This is a genomic window from Methylophilus sp. Leaf408 (genome assembly GCF_916856905.1).
Lineage (GTDB): Bacteria > Pseudomonadota > Gammaproteobacteria > Burkholderiales > Methylophilaceae > Methylophilus.
Genome location: NZ_CAKASK010000001.1, coordinates 429480 through 441852, shown reverse-complemented (window position 1 = coordinate 441852; position 12373 = coordinate 429480). Strand labels below are relative to the sequence as shown.

Sequence of the window (12373 nt, the reverse complement as noted above, 5' to 3'; positions counted from 1 at the left end):
TCCTTAAAGCACTTTGATACCAAAGATTTTTTTGCCCGGCGCATCCTGCTTGTGCGCTTTAACATTCTCGATTTTCAAATCCTTGATGGCTGCAATCGCGGCATTCGGATTGAGTTTTTTCGGGCAGACATCGGTACAGTTCATGATGTTATGGCAGCGGTATAAACGGTAAGGGTCTTCCAGGTTTTCCAAACGCGCTTCCTGCTCCTGATCGCGGCTATCAGCAATAAAACGATAGGCTTGCAATAATCCGGCAGGGCCAACAAATTTATCCGGATTCCACCAGAAACTGGGACATGAGGTGGTACAGGCTCCGCATAAAATACATTCATACAGCCCATCCAGCTTGGCCCGGTCTTCAGGGCTTTGCAGGCGCTCGGTTTCCGGCGGCGACTCGTGATTTTGCAGATAGGGCATCACCGAGTTGTAGTGCTCAAAAAACTGCGTCATATCGACCACCAGATCGCGGATTACCGGCAAGCCCGGCATAGGGCGCAACACTACCGGCTCCTGCAAATCTTCCAGCTTGGTAATACAGGCCAGTCCGTTTTTGCCATTGATATTCATGGCATCACTGCCGCATACGCCTTCGCGGCACGATTTACGCATACTCAACGTATCATCCAGCGCTTTCACACGCATGAGTGCGTCCAGCAGCATCTGGTCGCTGTCTTCCAGTGCAATATCGTAGTCCTGCATGTAAGGTTTTTTGTCTACGTCCGGATTAAACCGGTAGATGGAGAAGCGCATATCAATACACCCTTTTCTTCAACGCAAATGTTTCAACGCTCAGCGGCTGCAAGCGCACCGGTTTATAAATCAGCTTTTGTTCACTGGCAAAATATAGTGAATGCATTAACCATTTAGTATCATCGCGTTCCGGGAAATCTGCGCGCGCATGTGCGCCACGGCTTTCCTGTCGCGCATGTGCGGCACTCATGGTTGCCATTGCCACTTGCATCAGGTTATCAAGTTCGAGCGCTTCCACGCGGGCGGTATTGAATACTTTGCTCTTGTCTGTGATACGCAGATGCGCTGCCTGCCTGGCGACTTGTTCAATCGCACTGACACCAGTTTCCAGTAATTCCGGAAAGCGGAATACGCCACAATGTTTTTGCATCACCTGGCGCATGGCGTGCCCGGTGTCGGCTACATTCTCTCCGTCTGAATGACTTTCCAGGCGGTGCACGCGTGCAAGGGTGGCTTCCTCTGCATTGGCTGGCAAATGTTTGTGTAATTGGCTGCTAGCAATATCTGCCGCCATTTTGTCGCCAGCGGCCTTGCCGAATACCACCAGGTCCAGCAATGAATTAGAACCCAGGCGGTTGGCACCATGCACCGATACACAGGCACATTCCCCCACCGCATACAGGCCATTCACCACACGTTCAGATTCGCCATCGTGGATCACTACCTGGCCATCCAGGTTAGTTGGAATTCCGCCCATCATGTAGTGTGCGGTCGGCACGACCGGAATAGGTGCGACTATCGGGTCTACCCCGGCAAAGGTTTTGGCAATTTCGCGGATACCGGGCAGACGTTTATTGATAATGTCTTCGCCCAGATGGTCCAGCTTAAGGTAGACAGCGTCTTTATATTTACCTACACCGCGACCGTCTTTGATTTCAGTCGCCATTGCACGTGCAACCACATCCCGGCCGGCGAGGTCTTTGGCGGTTGGCGCGTAACGCTCCATAAAACGCTCGCCTTCACTGTTAACCAGGTAACCGCCCTCGCCACGTACGCCCTCAGTGATCAGCACACCGGCATTGAGTACACCAGTCGGGTGAAACTGCCAGAACTCCATATCCTGCAACGGCAAGCCAGCCCGCGCCGCCATCCCCAGGCCATCGCCGGTATTGATAAACGCATTGGTACTGGCCTGGAAAATACGGCCCCCACCGCCGGTGGCCAGCATGGTTGCCTTGGCATGAATGACATGGATATCACCGGTTTCTATTTCCAAAGCGATGACGCCAAGTACATCGCCATCACTGTCACGGATAAGATCCAGCGCGAACCATTCGATTAAAAACTGGGTGTTGGCTTTCACATTACGCTGGTACAAGGTATGCAGCATGGCGTGCCCGGTACGGTCAGCCACAGCACAGGTGCGGGAAATCGGCTGTTCGCCGAAGTTACGCGTCATGCCGCCAAACGGGCGCTGGAAGATACGGCCATTCTCCAGCCGGTCAAACGGCATGCCAAAATGTTCGAGCTCAATAATCGCCTTGGCGGCATTGCGGCACATAAACTCGATGGCATCCTGGTCGCCCAGGTAATCAGAACCTTTGATCGTGTCATACATATGCCACAGCCAATTGTCATCAGAGACATTACCCAAAGCTGCCGCAATGCCGCCTTGTGCAGCCACTGTATGCGACCGGGTAGGAAATACTTTGGATAGCACAGCGACATCTGCACCAGACTCAGCCAGCTGTAACGCGGCGCGCAAGCCGGCACCACCACCACCGATGATGACGGCATCTACCTTGTGATGCTGAATATTACTTGCAGTCATATTGTTAACCCAGTCATGCCCATCACCTTAAAACTTCATTGCAAACAAAATCCATACCACTGCTAATGCGTTCCCGGACACAGCGAGATTGACTACCCATTGCAACACCACCCGAATACCTAAATGCGGTACGTAGTCACGCAATACATCTCGTACGCCCAGCCAGGCATGCAGCAACATACAGATAAAAAACCAAACACTGAGCAAACGCCACCACCAAGGTGCAAATACAGCCACCCAGCCAGCGTAATCCTGCGGTGCCAGCCATAACACACGCATCCAAAACAGCAGTAAACCCGCCACCATGGACAATGCACACAAGCGCTGTGTCAACCACAGCCGCATACCAGGGTACTTTGCGGTCAGCAGTTCAAAAAGCATGGCTGAGACTCAATCTGCAAAAAGAATATTCCAAACTTATTTCCAGATAGCGAATATCACAAACAACATGGTCGCCGCCACCAAACCCAATACCACGCGGCTGGAGAATCTTGCTTTTTGCAAAGTAGTCATCCAGTGCACGTCCATTGCCAAATGCCGGAGACCAGCGTAAAAATGATGAAAGAAAGCCCAGGCCAAACCAGTCAACAGCAGCTTTACCGGCCATTGCTGCAGCTGCATGGATACATCGGAGTAACCTTGCTCATTGCGCAGCGAGAGATACAGTGCCCATAACATCAACGGCTGTATCAGAAACAGCACTACACCACTGGCCCTATGCATAATCGACACCACCGCATTGACTGGCAAACGAATGGTGAACAGATTGAGGTTTTTGGGCCGTTGTTTTTTTGGTTTTTTAATAATCATACTGTCTTCATTTACCTGAGTTGGCCGCCTGCGCCACAGCGCCAGCGACAAACTCCATTAGCCGAGGATCAAATGGTTTAGGAATAATGTAATCCTTACCGAATGAGAGTGATTTCAACTGGTAAGCATCCAGCACCTGTTGCGGCACCGGCTCACGTGCCAGCGCGCTTAATGCTTTAGCGGCCGCGACTTTCATTTCTTCTGTAATCTGTTTCGCTTGTGCATTAAGCGCGCCGCGGAACAGATAAGGGAAACACAAGGCATTGTTTACCTGATTGGGAAAATCACTGCGGCCGGTCGCCATGATAACGTCATCGCGTAGTGCAAATACCTGGTCAGGCAAGATTTCAGGATCCGGATTCGCCAGTGCAAAGATCACAGGCTTTGCCGCCATTTCGGTAACCAGTGCTGGGGGCAGGCCATCTTTAGCGGACACGCCAATAAATACATCGGCACCGGGTATGACATCTGCCAATGTTTTGGCATCTGTTGGCGCAACGGCCAACTCATGATTATTATCATGCAAATCATCACGTGAAGTATCCAGCACCCCTTTGCGATCAACCATGATGATATTTGTCGCGCCCATTAACTTAAGCAATTTCGCACAAGAACAACCAGCCGCGCCTGCGCCTAAAAACACTATTTTGACGTTAGGCAAAGCTTTGCCCTGTAGTTCAAGGGCATTCAGCAATGCTGCCGCAACAATGACTGCAGTGCCATGCTGGTCGTCATGAAATACCGGAATATCCAGGCGTTTTTTCAACTCATTTTCAATATAGAAACAGTGCGGTGCTGCAATATCCTCAAGGTTAATGCCCCCAAACGTAGGGGCAATATTTACTACTGTCTGGATAAAATCATCCGGCGTTGCTGCATTCACTTCTATATCAAACACATCAATCCCGGCAAAACGCTTGAACAATACGGCTTTTCCTTCCATCACCGGCTTGCCTGCAAGTGCGCCCACATTGCCGAGTCCCAGCACCGCCGTACCATCGGTAATCACGGCAATCAAGTTGCCCTTATTGGTATATTTGTAAGCATTGGCTGGGTCTGCCTCGATTTCACGCACCGGCTCGGCTACACCAGGCGTATAAGCCAGTGACAAATCCTGCTGGGTGGCGCATGGTTTGGACGATTCAACGCTCAGTTTTCCCGGCTTGGGAAACTGATGGTAATCCAGTGCGCGTTTTTTTAAATCGTCCATTGATTTTTCCTTAATATTGCCCTGGCTTTATTAATAAAATGATTCAAAAATTTCAGTAACAAGGAATGAGCGCAGACAGTGCGAATAGCACGGCCAGCGAAATTCAACACAGCTAATGAAGAATTTTTAATCATTCCAACTCACTCATATAGTGGTGATCATCAGTCAGACACAACCCGAACCGCCACTCCATAGGTTTATCGCCATAAGTAAACGACACCCGTTCAATACTCAGTAGTGGATACCCTTCTTTCAAACCCAGCGCTTTCGCCACTTCAGCATCTGCCGCCACGGCTTTAATGCGTTCTTCCGCCCGTATCATGCGAATGCCAAATTGCGACTCGTACATGCTATACATAGAACCATTGCTTTCTTCAACCTTGGCACGGTTCAGGCCTTTGAATGGGGCAGCTGGCACCACAATATGGTCATAAATCAGGGGGCGACCGGAAAACGTTAACAGACGCTTTACTTCAATAGTGGTTGCACCAGCCTTGATTTCTAATACTTTGCCGATATGCGCGTTGGCTTTACTCTTGATACAGGAGAGAAACTCGTTTTGCAGCAACTCTTTCTGGCCATTTTCTGCCGTCAATCTTAAAAAACGCAATTTCACGTCATCCTGGTTATGGGTAGCGACAAACGTGCCTTTACCCTGGCGGCGGATCAGGATATTTTCAGTCGCCAGGCTATCAATGGCTTTACGCACCGTGCCCTGGCTTACTTTATAGCGTTGTGCAAGGTCAATCTCGCTGGGGATCATATCGCCCGGGCGCCATTCACCACCTATCAGACTTTGCGTAATCAACACCTTAATCTGATCATATAAGGGTCTGTAACTCGCCGATGCAAACTGCTTATCCATCATTGGTAAACGCTCCAGGTAAACGCTATATTCATTTTCTGATATGCGAAAAACTTTATTCCGCCATGCTTAATTAATTTATACCACAGACAAAACTCAGATGTCCACTGTTTTATATCTTATATAAGACATAAGATATTCATTGACAGACAAAATTTTATCATCAATAATTCAGTGAAATCTCCCTAACAAGGAAAAATAATGCCCTATCCACTCAGACCCAGACGCTCCATGCTGTATGTGCCAGGATGCAATACGCACTACCTGGAACGTGCACGCACACTGGCGGCGGATTCAGTCATCCTGGACCTGGGTGACCCGATCCTGATCGATGCCAAACTGCAATCGCGTGACAATGTGGTTCAGGCTGTCAAACAGGGTGGTTACGGCAAACGAGAAGTCGTCATCCGCGTCAACGACCTGGATTCAATCTGGGGTCACGATGACATCCAGGCCGTGGCTAATGTTGGCGCCGATGCCATCCTGTTTCCTAATATAGAATCCCGTGAAGATGTATTGCGGGCGCAACAATTACTGGACGCCGCCGGTGGCAAAGACGTGCCCATGATGGTGATGATAGAAAGCCCGCTGGCGGTATTGAATGCGAAGGAAATCGCCGCTGCTTCCGAACGTGTGATCTGCATGGTGATGGCCACCTCAGACCTGATTTCGCAGTTACATGCACGTGTCACGCACGAACGTTCTGCTATCCTGACTTCATTATCACTGGTAATCCTTGCCGCACGTGCTTATGGTAAAGGCGTCATTGATGGTATTACCAGCGATTTCAAGAATATGCATTCATTTGAATACGCCTGTCGCATAGGCCGGGATATCGGCATGGATGGCAAGTCCCTGGTACACCCGGCGCAGATAGCTTATTGCAATGACGCTTACACTCCACAACGCAGCGAAGTTGAACATGCGCGCCTGATTATTAAAGCCTTGAAAGAAGCCAATGAAGCGGGCCGAGGTACTGTGGTAGTTAACGATAAACTGGTTGAGCATCACCATATCAAAGCAGCACAACGATTAATTCAGCTGGCAGAAGCCATCAGCGAACTGGAAGAAGAGTTTATTTAATGCTTAACCCTACTGAAAAGTTTTAAAGGAGGACACCATGCAAAGCAAAATTTCTGCAGGCCGTTTCTTCGAAGACTTCAAACTGCACGAAGTCATCCAGCACGCGACCCCTCGCACTATTACTGCAGGGGATAGCGCGCTTTATATCGCGCTGACCGGTGCGCGCAACCCGCTGCATTGCTGTGAGCCTCTGGCGCAGGCATTAGGCTATCCGACAACGCCGATTGATGACTTACTGGCTTTTCATATCGCCTTTGGTAAAACAGTGCCGGATGTGTCAGTCAATGCGGTTGCCAATCTGGGCTATGCTGATGTCCGCTTTCTGCAGCCAGTCTATGTAGGTGACACACTCGCAACTTCCAGCGAGGTGATAGGCCTGAAACAAAATTCCAGCGGTAAAAATGGCGTGGTCTGGGTACGTTCCACTACTGTCAACCAGCATCAACAACCTGTGCTCAGCTGGGTACGCTGGGTCATGGTACAAAAAAAGAATCATGAGGCCCCTGCCCCGGAAACCACTGTTCCAGAATTACCGGAATTTGTCTCCGCTGAATCATTGGCTTTGCCCACTCACTTCAAGTTGCAAAATGACCTGGGCGTCGCCACCGGTGGCAAATACTGGTGGGATGACTACGAGGTGGGAGAATGTATGCGCCATCCTTCCGGCCTGACTATCAATGAGACCGACCATACCCTGGCCACGCACTTATACCAGAATAATGCCCGCCTGCATTTTGACGCACACCTGATGAAAAGCACGCCACAAGGCAAACGTCTGGTCTATGGTGGCGTGGTGATTTCCGCATGCCGCGCGCTCAGTTATGAGGGCCTGGAAAATGCCATTTCCATTCTGGCGATCAATGGCGGTACTCATGCCAATCCGAGTTATGCCGGTGACACCATTTACTGCCTGACCAAGGTATTGGACAAATGGCCCTTGCCCCATCCTGAACTGGGTGCATTACGCTTGCGTATGGTGGGTGTTAAAAACATGCCGCCGACCACTTTGGAAAATATTAAAACCACGCAGGGCTATCACCCGCATGTGGTGCTCGATCTCGATTACACGATACTTATTCCACGAAAAGGAAATTGATGATGGCGGTCCATCCAAATCAGGCTTTGTTTGGCGGTGAAAAACCCTTTCCCGTGATCCCGGCCTGTGAACATTTTGCCGGCAGTGAAAAACTGATTTTAAAAGCATTGTCCATGCAGGACCCGGCGAACCCAAATGGCGCAGGCCCGGTATTCGATATCACTTGCGATTGCGAAGATGGCGCTGCCAGTGGCCAGGAACAAGCACATGCAGAAATGATAGTGCGTATCCTGAATTCTGAAGCCAACCAGCACAAGATGGCGGGCGCGCGTATCCATGACTACACTCATCCGCACTGGAAAAAAGATATTGATATCCTGGTTGGTGGTGCCGGCCAGGTATTGAGCTACCTGACGATTCCCAAATGCACGGATATCTCTCAGGCACAGGAAATGATTGCCTATATTCAGCAGGTTGCCAAACAGCACGGCATAGAGCGCGAAATTCCCGTACATTTGCTGATTGAAACACATGGTGCCCTGCGCCAGGTGCATGAGATTGCGCAACTACCATGGTTGCAGGTACTGGATTTCGGTTTAATGGATTTTGTCAGTGCCCATCACGGTGCGATTCCGGCCACCGCCATGCGTAGTCCGGGGCAGTTTGACCATCAATTGCTAGCACGCGCCAAAAGCGAAGTCGTTTCCGCCGCGCTGGCAAATGGGGTAGTGCCAGCGCATAACGTCACCCTTGATTTAAAAAATGCGGAAGTGACTTACAGCGATGCCTACCGCGCCCGCAATGAATTCGGGTTCATGCGCATGTGGAGTATTTACCCGACGCAGATCCAGGCCATTGTCGATGCCATGAAACCTAATTTTGACGAAGTCAGTGATGCGGCTAATATCCTGCTTACGGCACAAGCCGCTGATTGGGGCCCGATTCAGTACGCCGGGGAATTACACGACCGCGCCACCTACCGATACTTCTGGGAGGTGTTGCAGAAAGCCAAGCAAACCGGCGTAGCTATGCCAGCTGAAGCTGAAACAGCTTTTTTCTAACCCGGCAAACAGGAAAACTTGATCATGATTCAATCTCTTACGCCAGGTGCACGCTTCCGTGCTGCGCTGGCGACAGAACAACCGTTACAAATCATAGGTGCGATTAATGCCTATCACGCCATGCTGGCGACGCAGAGCGGCTTTAAAGCCATTTACCTGTCTGGTGGCGGTGTAGCGGCCGGTTCGCTTGGTTTGCCGGATTTAGGTATTTCCACGCTGGAAGATGTGCTGATTGATGTCCGTCGTATCACTGACGCGGTGGAGACGCCATTATTGGTAGATATTGATACCGGGTTTGGCGGTGCTTTCAATATTGCCCGTACCATTAAAAGCGTGGCTAAAGCCGGTGCGGCTGCAGTGCATATTGAAGACCAGGTCAGCGCCAAACGTTGCGGACACAGGCCCAACAAGGCCATCGTCAGTCTGGATGAAATGGTAGACCGCGTAAAAGCAGCAGTGGATGCCAAACCTTATGATGATTTTGTGGTGATGGCGCGTACCGATGCTTTAGCGGTGGAAGGGCTGCAATCAGCCATAGATCGCGCGAGTGCTTGTGTAGAAGCCGGTGCCGATATGATTTTTCCGGAAGCCATGACCGACTTGAAGATGTACCAGCAATTCGTTGAAGCGGTCAAAGTGCCGGTACTGGCGAATATCACCGAATTTGGCGCAACGCCATTGTTTACGGTAGATGAATTGGCAACGGCAGGCGTGGGCATGGTGCTATATCCGCTCTCTGCTTTCCGCGCCATGAACCAGGCAGCCCTCACCGTCTATCAGGGTGTGCGCAAGGATGGCACACAGAAAAACGTACTGGACCTGATGCAAACGCGCGCCGACCTGTATAACCATCTCGGTTATCACGCCTTTGAAGAAAAACTCGACGCCCTTTTCAAGCAATAAGGGCTCCTGGAGATCATGATGAATACACCTACTGATTTAAACACGTCTACGGAAGCACCCAAACGCAAGAAAGGTGTTGCCCTGGCAGGTGTCGCGGCTGGCACAACAGCTATTTGCACCGTTGGCCATAGTGGCAATGACTTGCACTACCGCGGTTACGATATTATCGAGCTGGCAACACATGCTACCTTTGAAGAAGTCGCCTACTTGCTGATTTACGGCGAGCTGCCCACCCAGGCACAACTCACGCAATATCATCAAAAGCTCAAAAAGCTGCGCGGCCTGCCCAGTGCACTGAAAGCCGTACTGGAACAGATTCCTGCCGATGCGCACCCTATGGATGTCATGCGCACCGGCTGCTCAATGCTAGGCACGCTGGAACCGGAAGCTACAGACCGGAATATCGAAGGCGCACAAGCACTTGGCGACAGGCTGATTGCCTGTTTCGGTTCTATTCTGGTGTACTGGTACCACTTCAGCCAGAGCGGTACACGCATTGAGGTAGAAACCGATGATGACTCGATTGCCGCACATTTCCTGCATATCCTGCACGGAAAAAAACCTTCTGAACTGCATATTAAAGCCATGAATACATCCCTGGTACTGTATGCGGAACATGAGTTCAATGCTTCCACATTTACCGCGCGGGTGATTGCCGGCACCTTGTCTGACCTGTATTCCTGTGTCACGGGTGCGATTGGCGCCTTGCGTGGGCCCAAGCATGGCGGTGCCAATGAAGCGGCAATGGAAATCATCGAGCGCTACAACAATCCGGATGAAGCCGAGGCTGACATCATGGCGCGCATGGCGCGTAAGGAAATCATTATTGGTTTTGGGCATCCGGTCTATACCATTGCCGATCCAAGGAATGAATCCATCAAGGAAGTCAGCCGCTCACTGGGAGAAGACGCTGGCAATCTGAAACTGTTCGATATTTCTGCCCGCATTGAAGAAACCATGTGGCGTGAAAAGAAAATGTTCCCCAATCTGGACTGGTACAGCGCTTCCAGCTATCACATGATGGGCATTCCTACCGGCATGTTTACGCCTATCTTTGTGATCTCCCGCACCACCGGTTGGGTTGCACACGCCATTGAACAGCGTATTGATAACAAAATTATTCGCCCTAATGCGGAATATAACGGGCCGGATAACAGGCCTTTTGTTCCTATTAAACAGCGTTAATCACGCACTTTTGACCTGCATCTTTAGTTCTTCCCGTTGCTTTAACACATAGAGCATCAAGACCAAGGTGCGTCAAAATTTAAATATTAACGAATCACAAGCAGCAATTGATTCACTTTTAACCTATTGATAAAGGTAATAACTATGTCAGCCCATATTTCTAATGTACGCCCGGATCCGGATCAGGTGATTGTCGATATCGCCAATTACGTGGCAGATTTTGAGATTGACTCTGCCGAAGCTTACGATACAGCGCGTAACTGCCTGATGGATACACTGGGTTGCGGGTTTGAAGCATTAGATTATCCAGCGTGTACCAAATTGCTGGGGCCAGTGATTACAGGCACAATAGTACCTAACGGTGCAAAAGTACCAGGCACGTCCTACCAGTTGGACCCGATTCTGGCGGCATTCAATATTGGCGCCATGATCCGCTGGCTGGATTTCAATGATACCTGGCTGGCCGCCGAATGGGGACATCCTTCCGATAATCTAGGCGGCATCCTGGCCTCAGCAGATTATATTTCACGCAAAAATGTAGCTGAAGGCAAGGCTCCGCTAACCATGAAGGAGGTGCTGACAGCAATGATCAAGGCGCACGAAATCCAGGGTGTACTGGCGCTGGAAAACAGCTTTAACCGCGTAGGACTGGACCACGTTATCCTGGTTAAGATTGCTTCTACCGCTGTGGTCACCAAACTGCTTGGTGGTAAAAAGCAAGATATTATCAATGCTGTTTCCAACGCATTTGTCGATGGCCAGAGCCTGCGCACTTACAGACATAGCCCGAATACAGGCTCTCGTAAATCCTGGGCTGCCGGTGATGCCACCTCTCGTGCGGTGCGCCTGGCCTGGATGACGCTGCAAGGTGAAATGGGCTATCCAAGTGCGCTCACCGCCAAAACCTGGGGTTTCTATGATGTGTTGTTTAAAGGTAATGCTTTTAAATTCCAGCGTCCATACGGGAGCTATGTCATGGAGCAAGTGCTGTTCAAGATTTCTTTTCCAGCAGAATTTCATGCACAAACCGCTGTGGAAAGTGCTTTCCAGTTAAATAAAGAAGTTGGAAACCGTCTGCAATCCCTGGAAGATATCAGTAATATTGAAAAAATCGTCATCACCACGCATGAATCAGCCATACGCATCATTGATAAATCGGGACCGATGAATAACCCTGCTGACCGCGACCACTGCATCCAATACATGGCTGCAGTTGGCTTGTTGAAAGGTAAACTGACAGCTCTGGACTACGAAGATGAAGCAGCTGCTGATCCTCGTATCGATGCCTTGCGCGATAAAATGACTTGTGTGGAAAAAGCTGAGTACACGCGCGATTACCTGGACCCGGAAAAACGCTCAATCGCCAATGCCATCCAGATCTTTTTTAAAGACGGTACTCAATCCAGCAATATTGCCGTTGAGTACCCGATTGGTCATCGTCGCCGCCGTGAAGAAGGTATCCCCGAATTAGTAAAGAAATTCAAAGTGAATCTGGCTCGTCGGTTTGATGAAAAAAAACAATCGGAGATATTAACGCTTTGCCAGGACCAGAAAGCACTGGAAAAAACCTCCGTTCACCAATTTGTAGATATGCTGGCACTTTAGACTCAACTGCATTTAATTTAACCAGGGCACATTTGTGCCCTTTTCTTATTCGATCAACGCTTCTTTTTGGAATATTGTTATTCCAATTCAGAAA

General features: G+C 50.0%; 12 protein-coding genes. 6 read left to right on the top strand and 6 right to left on the bottom strand.

The features are described 5' to 3' along the window. Nucleotides 1-3 precede the first annotated feature (3 nt). The 6 genes from LPA26_RS01920 to LPA26_RS01895 all read right to left on the bottom strand — a co-directional run bounded on the left by LPA26_RS01920 (nt 4) and on the right by LPA26_RS01895 (nt 5406). Nucleotides 4-750 (bottom strand): succinate dehydrogenase iron-sulfur subunit, encoded by a 747-nt coding sequence (locus LPA26_RS01920; protein ID WP_055830957.1) that lies wholly within the window; start codon nt 748-750, stop codon nt 4-6. Between the two features lies 1 nt (nt 751). Continuing rightward, a complete protein-coding gene (sdhA, locus tag LPA26_RS01915) occupies nt 752-2521 on the bottom strand; it encodes a succinate dehydrogenase flavoprotein subunit (protein ID WP_229007121.1) in 1770 nt (589 codons plus the stop codon). A 27-nt stretch (nt 2522-2548) separates the two neighbouring features. Beyond that, entirely contained in the window at nt 2549-2902 is a 354-nt protein-coding gene (gene sdhD, locus LPA26_RS01910; RefSeq protein WP_229007120.1) for a succinate dehydrogenase, hydrophobic membrane anchor protein, read from the bottom strand. Nucleotides 2903-2938: 36 nt separating this feature from the next. After that, nucleotides 2939-3331, bottom strand: coding sequence for a succinate dehydrogenase, cytochrome b556 subunit (gene sdhC, locus LPA26_RS01905; protein ID WP_229007119.1), 393 nt, complete (start codon nt 3329-3331; stop codon nt 2939-2941). Nucleotides 3332-3338: 7 nt separating this feature from the next. Further along, a complete protein-coding gene (locus LPA26_RS01900) occupies nt 3339-4541 on the bottom strand; it encodes a malic enzyme-like NAD(P)-binding protein (protein ID WP_229007118.1) in 1203 nt (400 codons plus the stop codon). A 130-nt stretch (nt 4542-4671) separates the two neighbouring features. Continuing rightward, the gene (locus LPA26_RS01895) at nt 4672-5406 is read right to left on the bottom strand and encodes a GntR family transcriptional regulator (RefSeq protein WP_055831433.1); all 735 of its coding nucleotides are present in this window, start codon (nt 5404-5406) and stop codon (nt 4672-4674) included. Nucleotides 5407-5607: 201 nt separating this feature from the next. Here LPA26_RS01895 and LPA26_RS01890 point away from each other — a divergent pair, with 201 nt between their 5' ends. From LPA26_RS01890 to LPA26_RS01865, 6 genes are all read left to right on the top strand, one after another. Further along, nucleotides 5608-6489 carry a CoA ester lyase gene (locus LPA26_RS01890; RefSeq protein ID WP_200937006.1) on the top strand — a complete coding sequence of 294 codons (882 nt, stop codon included), beginning with the start codon at nt 5608-5610 and terminating at the stop codon, nt 6487-6489. A gap of 37 nt (nt 6490-6526) precedes the next feature. Further along, nucleotides 6527-7585 carry a MaoC family dehydratase gene (locus tag LPA26_RS01885; protein WP_229007117.1) on the top strand — a complete coding sequence of 353 codons (1059 nt, stop codon included), beginning with the start codon at nt 6527-6529 and terminating at the stop codon, nt 7583-7585. Nucleotides 7586-7587: 2 nt separating this feature from the next. Continuing rightward, complete coding sequence (locus LPA26_RS01880) at nt 7588-8586, top strand: CoA ester lyase (protein ID WP_229007116.1); 999 nt, start codon at nt 7588-7590, stop codon at nt 8584-8586. A gap of 24 nt (nt 8587-8610) precedes the next feature. After that, nucleotides 8611-9489, top strand: a complete 879-nt coding sequence (gene prpB / locus LPA26_RS01875) for a methylisocitrate lyase (RefSeq protein ID WP_229007115.1) — start codon at nt 8611-8613, stop codon at nt 9487-9489. Between the two features lie 18 nt (nt 9490-9507). Beyond that, nucleotides 9508-10674 carry a 2-methylcitrate synthase gene (gene prpC, locus LPA26_RS01870; protein WP_229008312.1) on the top strand — a complete coding sequence of 389 codons (1167 nt, stop codon included), beginning with the start codon at nt 9508-9510 and terminating at the stop codon, nt 10672-10674. Between the two features lie 144 nt (nt 10675-10818). Then, the gene (locus tag LPA26_RS01865; RefSeq protein WP_229007114.1) at nt 10819-12279 is read left to right on the top strand and encodes a bifunctional 2-methylcitrate dehydratase/aconitate hydratase; all 1461 of its coding nucleotides are present in this window, start codon (nt 10819-10821) and stop codon (nt 12277-12279) included. Nucleotides 12280-12373 lie beyond the last annotated feature (94 nt).

Excerpts from the sequence above, each read along its gene's own strand:
- sdhC (WP_229007119.1), bottom strand. The coding sequence starts at position 3,331 with ATGATTATTAAAAAACCAAAAAAACAACGGCCCAAAAACCTCAATCTG.
- sdhD (WP_229007120.1), bottom strand. The coding sequence starts at position 2,902 with ATGCTTTTTGAACTGCTGACCGCAAAGTACCCTGGTATGCGGCTGTGG.
- LPA26_RS01890 (WP_200937006.1), top strand. The coding sequence starts at position 5,608 with ATGCCCTATCCACTCAGACCCAGACGCTCCATGCTGTATGTGCCAGGA.
- LPA26_RS01900 (WP_229007118.1), bottom strand. The coding sequence starts at position 4,541 with ATGGACGATTTAAAAAAACGCGCACTGGATTACCATCAGTTTCCCAAG.
- LPA26_RS01880 (WP_229007116.1), top strand. The coding sequence starts at position 7,588 with ATGGCGGTCCATCCAAATCAGGCTTTGTTTGGCGGTGAAAAACCCTTT.
- LPA26_RS01920 (WP_055830957.1), bottom strand. The coding sequence starts at position 750 with ATGCGCTTCTCCATCTACCGGTTTAATCCGGACGTAGACAAAAAACCT.
- LPA26_RS01895 (WP_055831433.1), bottom strand. The coding sequence starts at position 5,406 with ATGGATAAGCAGTTTGCATCGGCGAGTTACAGACCCTTATATGATCAG.
- sdhA (WP_229007121.1), bottom strand. The coding sequence starts at position 2,521 with ATGACTGCAAGTAATATTCAGCATCACAAGGTAGATGCCGTCATCATC.
- prpB (WP_229007115.1), top strand. The coding sequence starts at position 8,611 with ATGATTCAATCTCTTACGCCAGGTGCACGCTTCCGTGCTGCGCTGGCG.
- LPA26_RS01865 (WP_229007114.1), top strand. The coding sequence starts at position 10,819 with ATGTCAGCCCATATTTCTAATGTACGCCCGGATCCGGATCAGGTGATT.
- LPA26_RS01885 (WP_229007117.1), top strand. The coding sequence starts at position 6,527 with ATGCAAAGCAAAATTTCTGCAGGCCGTTTCTTCGAAGACTTCAAACTG.
- prpC (WP_229008312.1), top strand. The coding sequence starts at position 9,508 with ATGAATACACCTACTGATTTAAACACGTCTACGGAAGCACCCAAACGC.